This is a genomic window from Lachnoclostridium sp. An131, from assembly GCF_002160825.1.
Taxonomy (GTDB): domain Bacteria; phylum Bacillota; class Clostridia; order Lachnospirales; family Lachnospiraceae; genus Laedolimicola.
Genome location: NZ_NFLI01000007.1, coordinates 108,237 through 127,669 on the forward strand (window position 1 = coordinate 108,237; position 19,433 = coordinate 127,669).

The window sequence follows — 19,433 nt, forward strand, 5'->3', positions numbered from 1 at the left end:
TAATGGATTACAGAAAGACAGCAGAAGAGATTTACGAAAAAGTCGGAAAACGGGAAAATCTCGTGTCCGTGGCTCATTGTGCGACACGTCTGCGTTTGGTGCTCGCGGATGACGCAAAGTGCGACGCCAAGGCAGTGGAAGACGTCGACGGAGTCAAGGGGGTATTCAGCGCTTCCGGCCAGCTCCAGATTATTCTGGGAACCGGAACCGTCAACAAGGTGTACGATGAATTTCTGACCGTCTCCGGCATGAGTGGTATGACAAAGGAGGAAGCGAAAGAGGCCGCCGCTCAGAAGCAGCCGCTGTTTAAGCGGGCTATAAAAACCCTGGGCGATATCTTCGTGCCAATCATTCCGGCTATCGTAGCCAGCGGATTTCTGATGGGAATCATGGAAGCCCTGAGTTTTATGGTAAACAACGGCTTCCTGAATATCGACACGTCAGGCTCCCTTTTTACACTGGCAAACCTGTTTGCGAATACGGCCTATACCTTCCTGCCGATCCTGATTGCCTTCAGTGCGGCAAAGGTATTTGGCGGAAATCCTTTCCTGGGCGCCGTGATCGGTATGATGATGATTCACCCGAATCTGCAGAATGCCTGGACCGTGGCGACAGAAGGCGTACAGCAGACTCTTTCCGTATGGTTTGGCCTGTATGAGGTAGACCTGGTAGGCTATCAGGGCCATGTCATCCCGGTTATCATCGCCGTATTTGTCATGTGCTGGATTGAGAAAAGGCTTCATAAGATTGTTCCGGCCATGTTTGACCTCTTTGTGACACCGCTGGTCAGCGTGTTTGTGACAGGATATCTGACCTTTACCGTCATTGGACCTATCTTTGTAACCATTGAAAATGCGATTATCAATGGCGTGCAGCAGCTTATCACGCTGCCCTTCGGTATTGGAAGCTTCATTATGGGCGGTCTTTACTCCCTGACAGTCGTGGCGGGCGTGCATCATATGTATACGGTCATTGACGTGGGACAGCTTGGACTTTACGGATTGACCTACTGGCTGCCGCTGGCTTCTGCAGCCAATATCGCCCAGGGCGCAGCTGCTCTGGCTGTAGCCTTAAAGACAAAGAACCAGAAGACAAAATCCATGGCAGTTCCCTCTGCGATGTCCTGCTTCATGGGAATCACGGAACCAGCTATCTTTGGTGTAAACCTGCGTTTCTTCAAGCCCTTTATCTGCGGTGCGGCAGGAGGAGCCTGCGGAGCCCTGTATGCCTCCATCGTGGGCCTTGGCGCTACGGGAACGGGTGTAACCGGTATCTTTGGTCTGCTGCTCTGCCTGCATGATCCGCTTAACTACATTATCATGTTTCTGATTTCTGCGGCGGTTGCCTTTGTATTGACCTGGCTGTTCGGCTATAAGGATCCGCAAGGGGATGTAAAGAACACGGAGGACGGAAAGCCAGACGCCGCCGCGGCAGAGAAAACAGAGACGGCAGCCGTGGAAGAGACGGCCGGAGAACAGGGAGCAGACTCTGAGCCTGTTAAAAAGGGAGGCATTGTGTACGCTCCCGTGGAGGGCACGGCTGTCTCTTATACAGAAATCGCAGATCCAACCTTTGCATCCGGAGTCCTTGGTCAGGGTGTCGGCATCATCCCTGCAAAGGGTGAGGTTGTAGCTCCCTTTGACGGAACCATTGCCATGCTTTTCGACACAAAGCACGCCATCGGCCTGGAGAGCGAGACAGGGGTAGAGCTTTTGATTCACGTAGGAATCAACACGGTGGAACTTGGCGGAAAATACTTCAGCGCCCTGAGGGAATCAGGCGCGGCTGTGAAGAAGGGCGACAAGCTGCTGGAGTTTGATATGGATGCCATCAGGGCAGCGGGCTACGATCTGACTACGGCAGTCCTGGTATCTGCTCCGGAGCAGGTAGAGATTCTGAAGACTGGAGTGGTGAAAGAGCAGGAGGCGATCCTGAAGGCGGAAGAATAGAAGGTGGAGGAAGGGTTCTTATTGTCCCCTGGTACACCGACGCTGAGTTTGAAATAGAGACGCCGCGGGCAGAACACAGCTTTTCTGTCCGCGGCGAAGTCTGTATGTCAGGGTAAGGGTAGAGAGACGGCTAGAATCGAGAAATATTCTGGAGTCAGCTGTGGTTTGTCCGGCTGTTCAGCGGGATTGTCAGCTTTCGCAGCTTTTCCTCTGACGTCTCTGTATGCTTACTGTCGGAATAAATTTTGTTTTTAATAGCGAGCATCCGGGCATCTGTCTGGGCAATGATATCTGCGCATTCCTTTAATTCTTTGGATACCTCTTCCGGATTTTCCACATCCTGCTTGTATTTCAGCGTGTGATCGACACTGGCCCAGAAATCCATAGCAATCGTGCGGATCTGAACCTCCACGCGCATAGCCTTTTTCTGGTTGGAAAAAAAGACCGGGATCTCAATGATAAGATGCAGGCTCCGATAGCCGTTGTCTTTGGGATTCTGAATGTAATCCTTCTTTTTGATGAGGGTTACGTCATCCTGCCGCAGAAGCATATCGGCTACTGCATAAATATCGTCAATAAAGGAGCAGATTACCCGCACGCCTGCCACATCGTTCAAAGCATTTTCTACGGACTCCACGCTGACAGGTTCTCCGTACCGCTGAAGCTTTTCTACGATGCTGATAGGCCTTTTGATACGTGAGGTGATAAATTCGATGGGATTGCGTTTGTGATGGATGCTCAGCTCATCGTTTAAGACCTCAAGCTTGGTCCGGACCTCGCGGATGGCGCAGCTGTACCGCATCATGAGCTCCTGAAATTCAAAAGCCTGATTGACAAAATAGGTCTGGATATCAGGAAGGTTCGTGGTATCCAGGAAGGTTTTCTGAAGTTCGTTTTCCATAAGGCTTCTCCGTTCGTTTCATACTTCTGATTTTAGGTTTTCCCGCTGCAGGGAAAGCGGGAGCCTTCCGGCAGCGGGAAAACCTGCTTTTCCAAGTATAGCACATTCCGGAGAACAGAAAAAGAGAGTTTATGGTCTTTTTAGAATCATTTAAAATAATTCACTTTCAGTTTACTTTTGCTCTATCCCTTTTTCAGCCCTTCCTCAAAAATGCTGAGCCCTGTCAGGCTGAGAAAAATAAGCGCCAGTACGATAAAATTCATGGTATGCCTCCTTTTTTGCAGAATAGCCTGCTTCCAGCTTCTCCGGCGTCAGGGAATCCAGAATTCCAGGCTCCCGTCCGGCCAGGGTTTTGATTTGATGAAACCATATGGAATACAAGAGCGTTCCCCCTTCCGGCTTTACTTACTGCCTTTTTATGATATAATTATAATGAATTAAAATGCTGAATAAAATATAGATAGCGATAAATTTTATAATTATATTGACAAAAAAGTAATTAAAATAGAAGTAAGGAGACGGATATGGAGATCAGCACGATCCGATTAAACAGAGATTTGCTTGAAAGCATAGAAGGACTTACAGTGGAATATCCATATGTGCTTCATCGAGTGAACCTGAAGACCACGAGGATTCCCTGGCACTGGCACGAGGAGATAGAATTTTTCTATGTCCGGGAGGGCAGGATGTGGCTTCGGACTGCCGGGCGCACCTGGCAGTTTGGCAAGGGTGAGGGATTTTTTATCAATACGAATGTGATGTGCAGCATGGGATGCGCTGAGGATGAAAGCCGCTGTCTGACGGATTCCCATGTGCTGCACAAGACGTTTCTGGGAGGGCATTTTAAAAGTGTCTTTGAGACAAAATATCTGGATCCGGTGCTGAAAAACCGCAGCCTGGAGATTCTGGAGCTGCGCGGCAGGACCGAGGGACAGCAGAGGATTCTGGCAAGGCTCCGGGAGGCGGCCAGTCTGCAGGATGGGAAGGATACGGAATTCCAGACGCGGAACCTGTTTTCAGAGATCTGGCTGCTGCTTCTGGGAGAACTCTCTTCTATAGAAGAATATGAAAGGCCTGCTGTGGATTTGGCGCGCCAGGAGCGGCTTCAGACTATGCTGGCCTTTATCTGGCAGAATTATCAGAGAAGGATTACTCTGGACGAGATTGCGGCGGCCGCGCATGTGGGAGGCAGGGAGTGCCTGCGCTGTTTTCAAAGCTGTATGCAGAAGACACCCTTTGAGTACTTGCTGGAGTACAGGACGGAAATGAGCAAAAGGCTGTTGAGAGATACGCAGCTTTCCGTCATGGAGGTGGCGGCGGAGACAGGCTTTTCCAGCGCCGCATATTATGGAAAGATATTCCGGCGTCTCTGCGGTATGACTCCGGGAGCGTACCGGAGACAGGAAAAGCTGCAGGCGGCAAGACAGCCCTTGCAAATGGCAGAAAAATGTGTATACTGATAATAGCTGCGCCCTCTTAAGGCGGGCTGCTTTTTGTGTGTCCTGCTTGTCCGGGCGCAAGCGGCTGCAGATGAGGGCTGTGAAATCAAATGAGGATGAATGAAAAAAATGGCGAATTATGTGAAAGAGATTGAAAAGAGAAGAACCTTTGCGATTATTTCCCACCCTGATGCGGGAAAGACGACGCTGACAGAGAAATTTCTGCTTTACGGGGGCGCGATCAACCTGGCCGGCTCTGTAAAAGGAAAGGCTACGGCCCGGCATGCTGTGTCTGACTGGATGGAGATTGAGAAAGAGAGAGGTATCTCGGTGACCTCTTCCGTGCTGCAGTTTAATTATGATAATTATTGTATCAACATTCTGGACACCCCGGGACACCAGGATTTCTCGGAGGATACCTACCGGACGCTGATGGCCGCGGATTCAGCCGTCATGGTCATCGACGGAAGCAAGGGCGTGGAGCCCCAGACACGGAAGCTGTTTAAGGTATGCGCCATGCGTCATATTCCGATCTTTACCTTTATCAATAAGATGGACCGGGATGCGATGGATATCTTTGAGCTTCTGGACGATATTGAAAATGAGCTTGGCATCGCTACCTGTCCGATCAACTGGCCCCTTGGCTCCGGAAAGGAGTTTAAGGGCGTCTATGACCGGAATGAGAGAAAGGTGCTGCTTTTTTCTGACACAGAGAAAGGAACAAAGGAAGGCGAGGAGCTGGATCTGTCTATCGAGGATCCGGATCTGGAAAAGATTCTTGTGCCGGGACAGAAGGAAAAGCTGCTGGAGGATATCGAGCTTCTGGACGGGGCGTCGGCGGAATTTGATCAGGAGCTGGTGAGCAAAGGAGAGCTGTCGCCGGTATTCTTCGGCTCTGCCCTGACCAATTTCGGTGTAGAAACCTTTCTACGGCATTTCCTGAAGATGACGACCTCTCCGCTGCCGCGGCAGTCGGATACAGGGCTGATCGATCCGATGGAGGAAGAATTTTCAGCCTTTGTATTTAAGATTCAGGCCAACATGAATAAAGCGCACAGAGACAGAATTGCGTTCCTGCGTATCTGCTCCGGAAAGTTTACGGCGGGTATGGAGGTGTATCATGTGCAGGGAGGAAGAAAGCAACGTCTTTCCCAGCCCCAGCAGATCATGGCCCAGGACCGCAAGATTGTGGAGGAGGCCTACGCAGGCGATATTATCGGCGTCTTTGATCCGGGCATCTTTTCCATTGGAGATACGCTCTGCATGCCGGGAAAGACGATCCGCTACGAAGGAATCCCTACCTTTGCGCCGGAGCATTTTGCAAGAGTGCGCCAGGTGGACACGATGAAGCGCAAGCAGTTTGTGAAGGGAATCGAGCAGATTGCACAGGAGGGCGCGATCCAGATTTTCCAGGAATTCAATACCGGTATGGAGGAGATCATCGTGGGAGTCGTGGGCGTGCTGCAGTTTGACGTGCTGGTTTACCGCCTGCAGAATGAATACAATGTGGAGATCAAGCTGGAGCCGCTGCCCTATGAGCATATCCGCTGGATTGAAAATGAGGATATCGACATGGATAAGCTGAAGGGAACCTCAGATATGAAGAAGATCAAGGACCTGAAGGGAAGGCCTCTTCTGATCTGGGTAAATGCCTGGAGCGTGGGCATGACTCTGGAGCGCAATCCGGGCCTGGAGCTTTCGGAATTTGGCCGTTAAGGTATTCCCATTTTTCAGAAAGTATGATAGAATGAGAAAATAGAAAAAATATGTTCCGGCCCTCAGGCCAGACAGAAAAAGAATCGATGATTACCGGAATAGCAGGAGGTTTTTGAAATGTCAAAGGAAGAAAAAAGAGGCGTTCATATGATACATGCCGACGGGCAGCTGGGAGAGGTGCAGATTGCAGACGAGGTAGTGGCTACGATTGCAGGCCTTGCAGCTACTGAGGTGGAGGGAGTGGCCTCCATGGCCGGAAATATTACGAACGAGCTGATTGGAAAGCTGGGCGTAAAAAATCTGTCCAAGGGAGTTAAGGTTCTGGTGACAGACAGAAATGTGGACGTGGATCTGGCTTTGAATATTGATTACGGCTACAGCATTATGAAGGTGTCTGAAAAGGTCCAGGATCGCGTGAAAACCGCCATCGAGAACATGACGGGCCTGGAGGTTTCCATGGTCAATATCAGCATTGTCAATGTAAGTATGGACAAGGCAAAATAATCAGGCGCGGGAGTTTTGCAGTCCTGCGGTGAAGGATACCCTGCCGGATGGCATATTACAGAAGAGGCGGCTAGTATTAGTTGCCTCTCTTTGTTCCCGCGGACAGCAGGGAGGACGCGGCTGGCTGCTTTCCGGCGGCGCTCCAGTTGTACAATCAGGAAAAATCAGGACGGAAGAATATGAAAAGACGAGAGTTAAGAACACACATTTTTGAGCTGCTGTTTCGGGTAGAGTTCAATGACAGAGAAGAGATGCCGGAGCAGATGAGGCTGTTTTTTGAGAGTCTGCCGGAGCTTTCCCCGGAGGATCAGGCCTATATGGAAGAAAAATATGAGCGGATCATGGAGAAGCTGCCGGAGATCGACAGGCTTCTCGGAGAGACTGCGGAGGGATGGAAGGTGTCGCGTATGGGAAAAGCAGACCTTGCGATTCTCCGTCTGGCGGTCTATGAGATGGAGTTTGACGAGGATGTGCCTGTGGGCGTGGCGGTTAACGAGGCGGTAGAGCTGTCGAAGAGATTTGGCGGGGACGGTTCTCCTGCCTTTGTGAACGGTGTTCTCGGAAAAATCGGAAAGCAGGAAGAAAAGAAGTCTGCGGATTCTGAAAAGCCCGAGGCAGGAACGGCAGAATGAAGAATGTCTATACCGTAGCTCAGGTGAACACCTATATCAAAAATATGTTCACCCAGGATTTTATGCTGAACCGGATCTATGTGAAGGGTGAAGTATCTAATTGTAAGTATCACGGTTCCGGGCATATTTATTTTTCTCTGAAGGATGAGAGCGGAGCCCTGTCCTGCGTGATGTTCGCGGGTCAGAGAAAGGGGCTCTCTTTTCCCATGCGGGACGGTCAGAGAGTTATTGTTCTGGGAAGGGTCAGCGTCTATGAGCGCAGCGGAAGCTATCAGCTTTATGCCCAGGAGATTCTGCAGGACGGAACAGGGCGGCTCTACGAGGCGTACGAAAAGCTGAAGGCAGAGCTGGAGGAGATGGGAATGTTTGCACAGGAGTACAAGCAGCCCATTCCCTTTTATGTGAGACGGCTTGGCATCGTCACAGCGCCTGCGGGCGCGGCGGTTCAGGATATCCGGAACATTGCCCTCCGGCGCAATCCCTATGTCCAGCTGATTCTGTATCCGGCCCAGGTGCAGGGAGAGGGAGCGGCTGACAGCATTGTAAGGGGAATAGAGGCTCTGGACGCTCTGAATCTGGATGTGCTGATTGTGGGAAGAGGCGGAGGCTCCATTGAGGATCTCTGGGCTTTCAACGAGGAAAAGGTGGCGAGAGCCATTTTTGAGTGCAGGACTCCGGTGATTTCCGCGGTAGGCCATGAGACGGACACGACGATTGCGGATTTTGTGGCGGATATGCGCGCGCCGACGCCTTCGGCGGCGGCGGAGCTTGCGGTGGCAGATATCCGGGAAATTCTGAACCGGATGGAAACCTATCAAAACCGGCTTTCCCAGGCCTTTTCCTGGAGGCTGGAGCAGTACCGCAGAAGGTTGGCGGAGCTTCAGAAGGGGCTTTCCCAGGCCAGCCCCAGGCAGCAGCTGTTTGAACGGCGGATGCGGGAGGCGGATCTGCAGAACCGGTTTTTCCAGGCCATGAAGGACAAGCTGGCGGACCGGAGAAGCCGGCTCGCGCTGCTGGCGGAGCGGCTGCACGGCCTTTCGCCTCTTTTAAAGCTGCAGCAGGGCTATTCTTACACAGAAGGCCCCGACGGCAGGGCGGTGACAGGGATTGCTCAGGTGGCGGAAGGAGAGCAAATCAGAGTTCATGTGACGGACGGCGTCTACACAGCGGTGGTGGAAAGCCGGACGGCGCTTAAGAGAGGATAGAAAATGGCGGGAAAAAAGGAAAAGACTTTGGAGGAAGCGTTTGCAGAGCTGGACGAGATGCTGGTAAAGCTGGCCGACAGGGAGGTGTCCCTGGAGGAGTCGTTTGAAATTTACGCAGAGGGCACGAAGCTTTTGAAGTACTGCAGTGATAAGCTGGACAGGGTTGAGAAGAAAATGCTTGTGATGAATGAGGAGGGCGGTCTCGATGAATTTTAAGGAAGAGCTTCAGAAAAGAACCGGAGAAATTGAGGAGCTTTTGAAGGCATGGCTCCCGGAAGAAACGGGCTTTCAGAAAACAGTGCTGGAGGCGATGAATTACAGCGTGCTGGCCGGAGGCAAGCGGCTCCGTCCGATGCTGATGCAGGAAACCTTCCGGATGTTTGGAGGGGAGGGCAGGCTGATAGAGCCGTTTATGGCGGCGATCGAGATGATTCACACCTATTCCCTGGTGCACGACGATCTTCCGGCTATGGACAATGACGAGTACCGCAGGGGCAAGAAGACAACCCATGCAGTTTATGGAGAAGCTATGGGCATTCTGGCGGGCGACGGGCTTTTGAATCTGGCCTTTGAGACTGCGTCGGAGGCCTTTTCGATGGAAATCAGTCCGCGTACGGCGAAGGCCTTTCAGATTCTTTCCCGCAAGGCCGGAATCTATGGCATGATCGGAGGCCAGGTTGTGGATGTGGAATCTGAAGGCCAGCCCTTATCCAGGGAAAAGCTGGACTTTATCTATAAGCTGAAGACGGGCGCGCTGATCGAATCCTCCATGATGATCGGAGCTGTGCTGGCAGGAGCTTCCGACGAGGAGGTGGCCGCCATTGAGCGTGTGGCGGGCGATGTGGGGCTGGCCTTCCAGATCCAGGATGATATTCTGGATGTGACCAGTACTCTGGAGGTGCTCGGAAAGCCGATTCACAGCGATGACAAGAACCACAAGACCACCTATGTGACGCTGGAAGGGCTGGAGAAGGCGAAGGAGGACGTGGAGCGGATTTCTAAGAGGGCTCTGGAAACCTTGAAATCGCTGGATGCTGAGAATGCATTTCTGGAAGAGCTGATTCGGATGTTGATTACAAGAGAGAAATAGGACAGGGGTGAGACCATGTATCTGGAGCAGATCAATCAGGTAAATGATATCAAAAAGCTGGATAAAAGCGAGTGGGAGCCGCTGGCTCAGGAAATCCGGGAGTTTCTGATTGAAAAGATCAGTGTGACCGGCGGTCATCTGGCTTCAAACCTTGGCGTTGTGGAGCTGACGATGGCTATGCATCTGGCTTTTGACTTTCCGCAGGACAAGGTGGTCTGGGATGTGGGGCATCAGTCCTACACCCACAAGCTTCTGACGGGCCGCAGGGCAGGCTTTGACGGGCTTCGGAAATACGGCGGCATGAGCGGATTCCCGAAGCGCAAGGAGAGCGACTGTGACTGCTTCGATACGGGACACAGCTCCACCTCTATCTCTGCAGGCATCGGGCTTGTGGAGGCCAGGGATCTGCTGGGCGGCAGCTACAGCGTCCTTTCTGTGATCGGGGACGGCGCCCTGACCGGAGGCATGGCCTTTGAGGCCCTCAATAACGCTTCCAGGCTGAAAAGCAATTTTATCATTGTTCTGAACGACAATCAGATGTCTATTGCCGAGAATGTGGGCGGCATTTCCCAGTACCTGAACGGCTTACGCTCTGCAGAGGGCTACAATAATTTTAAAGAAGGGGTGCAGAACACACTCGAGAAGATCCCGGTCTACGGCGAGGGGCTTGTCCGTCAGATTAAGAGGACGAAAAGCGGCTTAAAGCAGCTGGTGATTCCCGGCATGTTTTTTGAAAACATGGGGATTACCTATCTGGGGCCGGTAGACGGGCACAACATAGAGCAGCTGATCCGCACCTTCCGGGACGCAAAAAAGATCCGCCATGCGGTTCTGGTTCATGTCTGTACCAGAAAGGGAAAGGGGTACGCTCCGGCAGAGCGGCATCCTTCCCGCTTTCATGGCGCGGAGCCCTTTGAGATCGAGACGGGACTGCCGAAGCATAAGAGGACGAAGGCCAATTATACCGATATCTTCTCTACGGTGATGCGCAAGCTCGGGGATCGGGATGAGAAGGTGGTGGCGATCACTGCGGCCATGCCGGACGGAACAGGCCTCAAACGGTTTAAGAATATGTTTCCGGATCGTTTCTTTGATGTGGGAATCGCAGAGCAGCATGCGGTAACCTTTGCGGCCGGGCTGGCGGCCGGAGGCCTGAAGCCGGTGGTGGCAGTGTATTCCTCCTTCCTGCAGCGGGCCTACGATCAGATTCTTCACGATGTTTGCATTCAGAACCTGCATGTGGTTTTCGCGATTGACAGGGCAGGGCTTGTGGGAAGCGACGGAGAGACCCATCAGGGAATCTTTGATCTTTCTTACCTGTCCAGTATTCCCAATATGACCGTTATGGCTCCTAAGAACAAATGGGAGCTTTCCGATATGCTGAAATTTGCAGTGGCCTTCGATGGGCCGATTGCGCTCCGCTATCCCAGAGGCGAGGCCTACGACGGCCTGAGGGAGTTCCGTGCATCTGTGGAGTACGGACGCAGCGAGGTGATTTACGAGGAAGCGGATATCGCCCTGCTGGCGGTGGGAAGCATGGTGAAGATGGCGGAGAAGGTGCGGGATATCCTGAAGGATACAGGGTATAACTGTACCTTGATAAATGCACGTTTTGTCAAGCCCATCGACGAAGCGCTTCTGGAGGAGCTGGCAAAGACCCATAAGCTGGCCGTGACGATGGAGGAAAATGTCCGGACTGGCGGCTTTGGAGATCATGTGCTGGAATATGTGACGGACCGTGAGCTTCCCATGCGGGTGCTGAATGTGTCTCTGCCTGACGAATATATCGAGCATGGCAATGTAGATCTCCTCTATAAAGAGGTGGGACTTGACCCGGAACAGATTGCCAAGCGGGTGATCACCGATTATATCAGTCACATGTAAGGCCGGCGTGTCAGGGCATACGGTTCTCTGTACGACGGCATAGACAGATAAGGAGAAAATGACATGAAGAAGAGGCTGGATGTGCTTCTCGTAAGCAGGGGACTGGCGGAATCGCGGGAAAAGGCCAGGGCCGTGATCATGGAAGGAAATGTCTTTGTGAAGGGACAGCGGGAGGATAAGGCAGGCTCCATGTTCGACGAGGCCGTGCCCATTGAGATTCACGGACAGAAGCTGAAATATGTGAGCCGCGGCGGCCTGAAGCTGGAGAAGGCTGTAGCGCATTTTGACCTGAAGCTGGAAGGAAAGGTCTGTATGGATGTAGGCTCCTCCACGGGCGGATTCACAGACTGCATGCTCCAGAACGGGGCGAAAAAGGTCTATGCCGTAGACGTGGGAACGAACCAGCTGGCCTGGAAGCTTCGCAGCGATCCACGGGTTGTCTGCATGGAGAAGACAAACATCCGTTATCTTCTGCCAGAACAGATAGACGAGGCGCCTGAATTCGCTTCCATTGACGTGGCCTTTATCTCTCTTACGAAGGTCCTGCTTCCTGTGCGGGAGCTTCTGACGCCCTCGGGAGAGGTGGTGGCGCTTATCAAGCCTCAGTTTGAAGCGGGACGGGAGAAGGTTGGGAAAAAAGGCGTGGTCCGTGAAAAAAGCACCCACCTTGAGGTGATCCGCCAGGTTTTAACCTTTGCCTGGTCTGCGGGGTTTGATATCCTGGCGCTTGAATTTTCCCCGATTAAGGGGCCGGAGGGGAATATTGAATATCTTGCCTGGCTTAGGAAGACAGACAGGGCCGTGATGGAAGAGCTTCCTTCCTGGGACGAGGTGCGCTTAAGCCTCCCGGAAGGGCTGAACCCGGAACAGATTGTGGACGACGCGCATCAGACGCTGGATTAAAGGGATGAATCGATTTTACATTATTACAAACAGTGAAAAGGATAAAGAACTGAAGACCACCGGAGAGATTTATGATTACCTGAAGGCCAGAGGCTGTGAATGTGTAGTCCGGGAGTATCAGGGAAAGGCGGATCCGCCGGATGGAAGCCATTTCCGTTATACGGACGCATCCTGGATCCCGCAGGGGACAGAGTGCATCCTGGTGCTGGGAGGCGACGGCACAATGATTCAGGCAGCCAGAGACACGGTGGACCGAAAGATTCCGCTTCTGGGAATCAACCTGGGGACACTGGGCTTCCTGGCGGAAATTGAGAAGGGCGGAATTCCGGAGGCGTTGGACAGCCTGATTCTCGATAATTTTACAATTGAGCCCAGGATGCTTCTGGAGGGCTGCGTGCAGAGGAAAAATGGTGAACCAGTGAGGGGAATTGCGTTGAATGACATTGTGGTGAACCGGTCCGGAGCCCTGCGGGTTATCGATTATGAGATCTGCGTAAACGGAGAATTTCTGAACCGCTATTCTGCAGACGGTATTATTGTCTCGACGCCCACAGGCTCCACGGGCTATAGCCTGTCTGCCGGCGGTCCGATTGTATCCCCTATGGCGTCCATGATCGTGGTGACGCCTGTCTGTCCCCATACGCTGACAGCCAGAAGCATCGTGCTGTCAGGCGGAGACCGGGTAACGGTTCACATTGGATCCGGCCGCAGAAATGACAGGGAACAGGCCTTTGTCACCTTTGACGGGGATGTTCTGGTGCCGGTAGAGACAGGAGACTGCGTGGATATTCAGAGGTCTGAAAAGACAGTCAATATTCTGAAGATCAGCAGAATCAGTTTTCTGGAGGTTCTGCGGAACAAGATGCGGGCGAATTAGGCGCAGCGGAGGCTGACAGGGGCAGCTTGACTGTGGCGGAAGACCAGGTAGGAGGAAGCAGACGATGAAGCTTGAAAGGCATGCAAAAATCATAGAGCTGATAAACCAGTATGCCATAGAAACACAGGAGGAGCTGGCCAGCCGGCTGAACGAGGCAGGCTTTCGCGTTACTCAGGCCACGGTTTCCCGGGATATCCGGGAACTGAAGCTGACAAAAATGACGGTGGACGGCCGGCAGCGCTATGTGATTGTTCCCGGTCCAGGCGGCCAGATGGGAGATAAATATATTGGAATTCTGCGGGAAGGCTTTCTGTCCATGGATATGGCACAGAATATTCTGGTGGTTAAGACCGTATCCGGCATGGCCATGGCTGTAGCAGCAGCGCTGGATGCCCTGAATTGGCAGGAGGTCGTGGGATGTATCGCCGGAGACGATACGGTATTCTGTGCGGTCCGGACAGCGGATGACGCTATGCTGGTGATGGAGAAGCTCCGCAGAGCCTTAAACGGCGGAGGAAAAAGGAATTAGGTATGTTGACACATCTGCATGTGAAAAATCTGGCCCTGATTCGTGAGGCCGAGATTGATTTTACAGAAGGCTTGAATATTCTGACAGGAGAAACGGGAGCAGGAAAGTCGATTGTCATCGGCTCCGTCAGTCTGGCTCTTGGCGGGAAGGCACCGCGGGAAATGGTGCGTCCGGGAGCTGAATATGGGCTGGCAGAGCTGGTCTTCCTTGTGAACCGCGGGAAACAAAAGGAGAAGCTTCTGGAGCTGGGAATTGTGCCGGAGGAGGATCAGGTCATTATTTCCAGAAAAATATCAGATGGAAGAAGCATAAATAAGATAAACGGAGAAACCGTAACCTTAAGCCAGCTGAAGGAAGCAGCTTCCCTGCTGATTGATATCCACGGTCAGCATGAGCATCAGTCGCTTCTCCAGAAAAAAAAGCATCTGGAGATACTGGACGAGTTTGCAAAAGAGGAGCTGGCTCCGGTGAAGGAGAGCCTTGCCGGGGAATACCGGAGCTGGAAAGAACTGAAAAAACAGCTGTCCGAAGCGCAGATGGACGAGGAAAGCCGTCTGCGGGAAATATCCCTTCTGGAATTTGAGACGGGCGAGATCGAGAGGGCAGAGCTTTCAGAGGGAGAGGATGAGGAGCTCGAGCGGCGTTACCGTCGGATGACCAATGCGAGAAGGCTGCTGGAAGCTGCGGGAAATGCCTATGCTTTGACCGGGTATGAGGAGGAAACGGGAGCCGGAGCTGTCATTGGACGGGCTATCCGTGAGCTGCAGAGCGTGCTTTCCTTTGATGAGGAGCTGTCTGCGCTTGCGTCCCAGCTTTCGGATGTGGATGGCCTTCTGAACGATTTTAACAGGGAGCTTTCTGATTATCTTTCTTCGCTGGAGTTTGACGAGGAGCAGTTTGCCGAGACCGAGGAGAGGCTGAATCTTCTGAATTATCTGAAATCCAGATACGGACATACAGTAGAAGAGATTCTTGCCTATCAGCAGAAGCAGGCAGAGCGCCTGGCCACACTGCAGGATTACGACAGGTATCTTAAGGAGCTTCAGGAGAGGCTTGAACAGTCAGAGAAAAGGCTGCAGGAGCTGTGTGGGGAAGCTACGGAGATACGGAGGGCTTATGCGGAGAAGCTTTGTGAAAAAATAAAAGAGCATCTGATTGATCTGAATTTTCTGAATGTGGAATTTGAGATGAGCTTTGAGGAGCTTCCTGAATTCACAGCGCAGGGGAAGGATTCTGCTGAATTTCTGATTTCCACAAATCCGGGCGAGCCCTTACGTCCTTTGATGAAAATCGCTTCAGGAGGTGAGCTGTCCCGCATCATGCTGGCGATCAAGACCGTGCTGGCAGACAGAGATGAGATAGACACGGTGATTTTCGATGAGATTGATGTGGGAATCAGCGGACGGACTGCTCAGAGGGTTTCGGAAAAGATGATGCTGATTGGACGGACCAGGCAGGTCATCTGCATTACGCACCTGGCGCAGATTGCGGCGATGGCGGACAGCCATTACCGGATTGAGAAGCAGGTGGAGGAAGGAGAGACGCGCACGCAGATACGGAGGCTTTCCGAGGAGGAAAGCGTTCAGGAGCTGGCCAGGATTCTGGGAGGCGCTGAAATTACAGACATTGTCGTAAAAAACGCAGCAGAAATGCGAAAGCTCGCACAGGCCGCCAAACAAAGCAGGTGACAGGACTGCTCAGGCACAGCTGGAAAAGCATAAGCAGTGACAAAATGTGCCAGGTTGCCTGGCAGCTATCTTTCACATACTAGAAGAGGGTGCAAAAGTCTTTGCATCCTCCTTTTTGATCTCAGGATTGCCTGGGCGCGGAGTATCCGGACTGCTGTACGCACGCAGCAGCAGGCAGCGCGATTTCGGAAAGGAGATCTTAAATGCAGAGGATGTGAAAGAATGGATATCAGAAAAAAATACCGTCTTTTTCTGCTGGGTATCCTGTTTTTTTGCCTGGCGGGCCTGGGTGTTTTGAATTATGTACAGCTTCGGGAGCGCATTCCCGATTCCTATACCCAGACTAAGGGAGGTCCTGGGCCGGAACGGGTCAGCCCGCTTGTGTCAGAAGAGATAAAAGCGGATATGGCGGAAGCCTCGGCCAACGCCTTTGCTTCCAGCGGCTATACCATTTCATACCGATATCTGGGAATTATTCCGATGAAGGAAACAAGGGTGGAGGTACGGGATCCTGTCTACGTGGTTCCGGGTGGAATTCCCATAGGCATTTATCTGGAAACAGAGGGAATTCTGATCATCGGAACAGGCGAGGTAACCGGAATGGATGGGCTGAATCACGAGCCGGCTCTGCGCATTGTGCAGGGTGGAGATTATATTCATGCAGTAAACGGGCAGAAGGTTACAGAGAAAGAGGAGCTGATCGCGGCTGTCAACGCCTGCGGCGGAGAACAGGTGGTGCTGGATTTGGTGAGGAACGGGGAAGAGATTCAGGTGGAGCTTGACGCCGTTCAGACGGATGAGGACGAATATAAGCTGGGAATCTGGGTCAGAGACAATACGCAGGGAATCGGAACCCTGACCTTTCTGACAGAGGAAGGACGCTTTGGAGCTCTGGGACATGGGATCAATGATGTGGATACCGGAACCCTTTTAAAGCCTTCGGAGGGACGGCTTTATGATACCACGATCGTAAACATACACAAAGGAGAGTCAGGCGCTCCGGGAGAGCTTTCAGGCCTGATCCGTTACCGGGACAGCTTTGTCTGCGGTACCATTGCGGAGAATACAGAGGCGGGAATCTTTGGAACCGCAAACGCGCATCTTGTCGAAGAAATGGGGGCGGAAGCGCTCCAGGTGGGCTACAAGCAGGAAATTGAGACGGGAGAGGCATGGATTCGAAGCTCTGTAAGCGGGGAGCGTAAGGATTACAGGGTAGAGATTGTAAAAGTGAATCGTAACGAGAAGGATGTAAATAAAGGGATTATTCTGGAAGTCACAGATCCGGAGCTTTTGAGCCTCACAGGCGGAATCGTCCAGGGAATGAGCGGGAGCCCTATTATTCAGAACGGAAAAATTGTCGGCGCTGTAACCCATGTGTTCGTACAGGATTCAGCAAAAGGCTTCGGAATTTTTCTGGAAAATATGCTTGAGCATGTAGAAAATTAGCAGCGGATGTCGAAACCTGTCCTGTGCTGTCCTAAAAAGAAGGACGATAGGGAATTGAAAGAAAAACGTGTTTTTCGCTATAATAATCAGGTAGCCGGGATGGCAGGAGCAAAAGGGCTTTGCCATACGGGAGAGGATGTGCTTGAGAGATCTTATTTTGGGGAGGTTAGTATGGAAAAACTGAATGTAGCGATTGCAGATGATAATGAAAGAATTGTGGAGATGCTGAATGCTCTGATCCGTACGGAAAACGACATGGAGATTGTGGGGACAGCCGGAAACGGTGAGGACGCGGTGGAGATGATCAAAAAGAGTGCTCCGGATGTCGTCCTTCTGGATTTGATTATGCCGAAGATGGATGGGCTGGGTGTGCTGGAAAAGCTGAAGAATGATACGTCTTTAAAGAAGATGCCGGCTGTGATTGTGCTTTCTGCCATTGGACAGGAGGCTGTGACAGAGGATGCGTTTGCTCTCGGAGCAAATTATTATATTATGAAGCCCTTTAACAATGAAATGCTGCTGGGAAGACTCCGGAGCTTCCGGAACCGGGGCGAGAAGGTTCTTTCTCCGGCACATGCTGCTCCGGCAGAGAGACAGCGCCTGACCGGGGAGAGAGATCTGGAGACGGATGTTACGAACATGATCCATGAGGTCGGTGTGCCGGCCCACATCAAAGGATACCAATATCTGAGAGATGCAATTATGATGTCTGTGGAGGATATGGAAATGCTGAACTCCATTACCAAGGTTCTTTATCCTACCATAGCGAAAAATCATCAGACCACGCCCAGCCGTGTGGAGAGGGCGATCCGCCATGCCATCGAGGTGGCCTGGAGCCGGGGAAAGATGGATACGATAGACGAGCTTTTCGGTTACACGGTGAGCAACGGAAAGGGAAAGCCGACAAACTCCGAGTTTATCGCGCTGATAGCGGATCGGATCCGGCTGGAATATAAGGCGAAGGTATCATAGGAAGGCGGAGAACAGTTCAGCCATACAAACCATCCTTAGTAAGCAGGCTTCCACGGCCGTTTTGTATGAATTTCTCTGCATGGCTGAGCTGGGATGTAAAAATGTAGAATTTGCACAAATTTGTCTTTTAAATACACTGCAAATGCGTTATAATAAATACAGAATTTTACCAAAACGGGGAGGAAATGCAGTGAAAAAGATTTTGTTTGTTGCTTCAGAAGCTGTTCCTTTTATCAAAACAGGAGGATTGGCAGACGTGGTTGGATCCCTGCCGAAGTATTTTGATAAAGAGCAGTATGATATTCGTGTGATGATTCCCAAATATCTCTGCATTAAGCAGGAATGGCGGGACAAGATGAATTACGTGACGCATTTCTATATGAATCTGGCCTGGCGCAGTCAGTATGTAGGAGTGCTGGAGATGGAATACGAGGGAATCAAATTCTATTTCATCGACAATGAGTATTATTTCGCAGGTCCCAAGCCCTATGGGAATATTTATGAGGACATTGAGAAATTTGCATTTTTCTCCAAGGCTGCCATTTCAGCTCTGCCCTCCTTGAATTTCCGTCCGGATATCATCCACTGCCATGACTGGCAGACAGGGCTGGTTCCGGTATTCCTGAACGATTCCTTCCAGAACAACCCGTTTTTCCAGGGAATCAAGACGGTTATGACGATCCATAACCTGAAGTTCCAGGGAATCTGGGATATGAAGACGGTTAAAGACATCACGGGGCTTTCTGCTTCCTATTTTACGCCTGATAAGCTGGAAGCGTACGGAGATGCCAATTACCTGAAGGGCGGCATTGTGTATGCGGATGCGGTGACGACAGTCAGTGACACCTATGCGGAAGAGATAAAAATGCCCTATTATGGAGAGCATCTGGATGGCCTGCTGCGCGCCCGTTCCAATTCTCTGCGGGGGATTGTAAACGGAATCGATTACAATGAATATAATCCTGAGACAGATAAATTTCTGCCGCACAATTACAATGCAGTAAACTTCCGCAAGGAAAAGGTGAAAAATAAGGTGGCCCTGCAGGAAGAGCTTGGCCTGAATGTAGATCCCAAGAAGATGATGATCGGTATCGTATCCCGCCTTACAGACCAGAAGGGCTTTGATCTGATTGCCTATGTTATGGATGAGCTCTGCCAGGATGAGATTCAGATGGTGGTTCTGGGAACCGGGGAAGAGCGCTACGAAAATATGTTCCGCCACTTTGCATGGAAGTATCAGGGAAAGGTATCTGCGAATATCTTTTATTCGGAGGCCATGTCCCACAAGATTTACGGCTCCTGCGACGCATTCCTGATGCCGTCCCAGTTTGAGCCCTGCGGCTTAAGCCAGCTGATGAGCCTCCGCTATGGCACCGTTCCGATCGTACGTGAGACCGGCGGCCTGAAGGATACAGTACAGCCCTATAATGAGTATGAGAGTACGGGAACAGGCTTCAGCTTTACGAATTACAACGCCCATGAGATGATGAACACAGTGCGTTATGCCGAGCGCATTTACTATGACAGAAAGCGTGAGTGGAACAAGATTGTGGATCGTGCGATGGCAGCTGATTTCTCCTGGGATAATTCTGCGAAGAAATATGCCGAGATGTACGACTGGCTGGCCGGCTGAGCCTGAAGGCTTTTTTAGAGCACGGGAACCGGACAGGACGCTTCGCCGGTAAGCAGTGCATTTTA

18 protein-coding genes are annotated in these 19,433 nt (G+C 51.7%); 16 read left to right on the plus strand and 2 right to left on the minus strand.

All coding sequences use genetic code 11. The features are described 5' to 3' along the window. Window positions 1–2: 2 nt before the first annotated feature. Window positions 3–1,949 carry a PTS beta-glucoside transporter subunit IIBCA gene (locus B5E77_RS07345; protein ID WP_087164709.1) on the plus strand — a complete coding sequence of 649 codons (1,947 nt, stop codon included), beginning with the start codon at window positions 3–5 and terminating at the stop codon, window positions 1,947–1,949. A 154-nt stretch (window positions 1,950–2,103) separates the two neighbouring features. Here B5E77_RS07345 and B5E77_RS07350 read toward each other — a convergent pair whose 3' ends face one another. Next, on the minus strand, window positions 2,104–2,850 hold the full coding sequence (locus B5E77_RS07350) for a GTP pyrophosphokinase (protein WP_087164710.1): 747 nt from the start codon (window positions 2,848–2,850) through the stop codon (window positions 2,104–2,106). Between the two features lie 204 nt (window positions 2,851–3,054). Then, entirely contained in the window at window positions 3,055–3,231 is a 177-nt protein-coding gene (locus tag B5E77_RS17000; protein WP_162609668.1) for a hypothetical protein, read from the minus strand. 143 nt (window positions 3,232–3,374) lie between these two features. Here B5E77_RS17000 and B5E77_RS07355 point away from each other — a divergent pair, with 143 nt between their 5' ends. From B5E77_RS07355 to glgA, 15 genes are all read left to right on the plus strand, one after another. Next, complete coding sequence (locus B5E77_RS07355) at window positions 3,375–4,310, plus strand: AraC family transcriptional regulator (protein ID WP_087164711.1); 936 nt, start codon at window positions 3,375–3,377, stop codon at window positions 4,308–4,310. Window positions 4,311–4,418: 108 nt separating this feature from the next. After that, entirely contained in the window at window positions 4,419–6,005 is a 1,587-nt protein-coding gene (locus B5E77_RS07360; protein WP_087164785.1) for a peptide chain release factor 3, read from the plus strand. Window positions 6,006–6,122: 117 nt separating this feature from the next. Beyond that, entirely contained in the window at window positions 6,123–6,509 is a 387-nt protein-coding gene (locus B5E77_RS07365) for an Asp23/Gls24 family envelope stress response protein (protein ID WP_087164712.1), read from the plus strand. Window positions 6,510–6,688: 179 nt separating this feature from the next. Continuing rightward, a complete protein-coding gene (gene nusB / locus B5E77_RS07370) occupies window positions 6,689–7,141 on the plus strand; it encodes a transcription antitermination factor NusB (protein ID WP_087164786.1) in 453 nt (150 codons plus the stop codon). Next, on the plus strand, window positions 7,138–8,346 hold the full coding sequence (gene xseA / locus B5E77_RS07375; protein ID WP_087164713.1) for an exodeoxyribonuclease VII large subunit: 1,209 nt from the start codon (window positions 7,138–7,140) through the stop codon (window positions 8,344–8,346). The genes nusB and xseA overlap by 4 nt, the downstream gene beginning before the upstream one ends. A gap of 3 nt (window positions 8,347–8,349) precedes the next feature. Further along, a complete protein-coding gene (xseB, locus tag B5E77_RS07380) occupies window positions 8,350–8,562 on the plus strand; it encodes an exodeoxyribonuclease VII small subunit (protein ID WP_087164714.1) in 213 nt (70 codons plus the stop codon). Then, complete coding sequence (locus tag B5E77_RS07385) at window positions 8,552–9,436, plus strand: polyprenyl synthetase family protein (protein WP_087164715.1); 885 nt, start codon at window positions 8,552–8,554, stop codon at window positions 9,434–9,436. Before xseB ends, B5E77_RS07385 begins: the two co-directional genes overlap by 11 nt. A 15-nt stretch (window positions 9,437–9,451) precedes the next feature. Further along, window positions 9,452–11,320 (plus strand): 1-deoxy-D-xylulose-5-phosphate synthase, encoded by a 1,869-nt coding sequence (gene dxs / locus B5E77_RS07390; RefSeq protein WP_087164716.1) that lies wholly within the window; start codon window positions 9,452–9,454, stop codon window positions 11,318–11,320. A 63-nt stretch (window positions 11,321–11,383) separates the two neighbouring features. Beyond that, entirely contained in the window at window positions 11,384–12,223 is an 840-nt protein-coding gene (locus B5E77_RS07395) for a TlyA family RNA methyltransferase (RefSeq protein WP_087164717.1), read from the plus strand. 4 nt (window positions 12,224–12,227) lie between these two features. Then, the gene (locus tag B5E77_RS07400) at window positions 12,228–13,100 is read left to right on the plus strand and encodes an NAD(+)/NADH kinase (RefSeq protein WP_087164718.1); all 873 of its coding nucleotides are present in this window, start codon (window positions 12,228–12,230) and stop codon (window positions 13,098–13,100) included. A gap of 64 nt (window positions 13,101–13,164) precedes the next feature. Next, entirely contained in the window at window positions 13,165–13,629 is a 465-nt protein-coding gene (locus B5E77_RS07405) for an arginine repressor (protein WP_087164719.1), read from the plus strand. Between the two features lie 2 nt (window positions 13,630–13,631). Further along, the gene (gene recN, locus B5E77_RS07410) at window positions 13,632–15,317 is read left to right on the plus strand and encodes a DNA repair protein RecN (RefSeq protein WP_087164720.1); all 1,686 of its coding nucleotides are present in this window, start codon (window positions 13,632–13,634) and stop codon (window positions 15,315–15,317) included. Window positions 15,318–15,539: 222 nt separating this feature from the next. Then, window positions 15,540–16,763 (plus strand): SpoIVB peptidase, encoded by a 1,224-nt coding sequence (gene spoIVB, locus B5E77_RS07415; protein WP_087164721.1) that lies wholly within the window; start codon window positions 15,540–15,542, stop codon window positions 16,761–16,763. A gap of 171 nt (window positions 16,764–16,934) precedes the next feature. Beyond that, complete coding sequence (gene spo0A / locus B5E77_RS07420; protein ID WP_087164787.1) at window positions 16,935–17,735, plus strand: sporulation transcription factor Spo0A; 801 nt, start codon at window positions 16,935–16,937, stop codon at window positions 17,733–17,735. Window positions 17,736–17,925: 190 nt separating this feature from the next. Next, entirely contained in the window at window positions 17,926–19,368 is a 1,443-nt protein-coding gene (gene glgA / locus B5E77_RS07425) for a glycogen synthase GlgA (RefSeq protein ID WP_087164722.1), read from the plus strand. Window positions 19,369–19,433 lie beyond the last annotated feature (65 nt).

Coding starts and splice junctions, on each gene's coding strand:
- xseB (WP_087164714.1), top strand. CDS start 8,350: ATGGCGGGAAAAAAGGAAAAGACTTTGGAGGAAGCGTTTGCAGAGCTG.
- B5E77_RS07365 (WP_087164712.1), top strand. CDS start 6,123: ATGTCAAAGGAAGAAAAAAGAGGCGTTCATATGATACATGCCGACGGG.
- recN (WP_087164720.1), top strand. CDS start 13,632: ATGTTGACACATCTGCATGTGAAAAATCTGGCCCTGATTCGTGAGGCC.
- B5E77_RS07355 (WP_087164711.1), top strand. CDS start 3,375: ATGGAGATCAGCACGATCCGATTAAACAGAGATTTGCTTGAAAGCATA.
- nusB (WP_087164786.1), top strand. CDS start 6,689: ATGAAAAGACGAGAGTTAAGAACACACATTTTTGAGCTGCTGTTTCGG.
- B5E77_RS07395 (WP_087164717.1), top strand. CDS start 11,384: ATGAAGAAGAGGCTGGATGTGCTTCTCGTAAGCAGGGGACTGGCGGAA.
- B5E77_RS07405 (WP_087164719.1), top strand. CDS start 13,165: ATGAAGCTTGAAAGGCATGCAAAAATCATAGAGCTGATAAACCAGTAT.
- B5E77_RS07350 (WP_087164710.1), bottom strand. CDS start 2,850: ATGGAAAACGAACTTCAGAAAACCTTCCTGGATACCACGAACCTTCCT.
- B5E77_RS07400 (WP_087164718.1), top strand. CDS start 12,228: ATGAATCGATTTTACATTATTACAAACAGTGAAAAGGATAAAGAACTG.
- spo0A (WP_087164787.1), top strand. CDS start 16,935: ATGGAAAAACTGAATGTAGCGATTGCAGATGATAATGAAAGAATTGTG.
- B5E77_RS07345 (WP_087164709.1), top strand. CDS start 3: ATGGATTACAGAAAGACAGCAGAAGAGATTTACGAAAAAGTCGGAAAA.
- B5E77_RS07385 (WP_087164715.1), top strand. CDS start 8,552: ATGAATTTTAAGGAAGAGCTTCAGAAAAGAACCGGAGAAATTGAGGAG.
- xseA (WP_087164713.1), top strand. CDS start 7,138: ATGAAGAATGTCTATACCGTAGCTCAGGTGAACACCTATATCAAAAAT.
- spoIVB (WP_087164721.1), top strand. CDS start 15,540: ATGGATATCAGAAAAAAATACCGTCTTTTTCTGCTGGGTATCCTGTTT.
- dxs (WP_087164716.1), top strand. CDS start 9,452: ATGTATCTGGAGCAGATCAATCAGGTAAATGATATCAAAAAGCTGGAT.
- B5E77_RS07360 (WP_087164785.1), top strand. CDS start 4,419: ATGGCGAATTATGTGAAAGAGATTGAAAAGAGAAGAACCTTTGCGATT.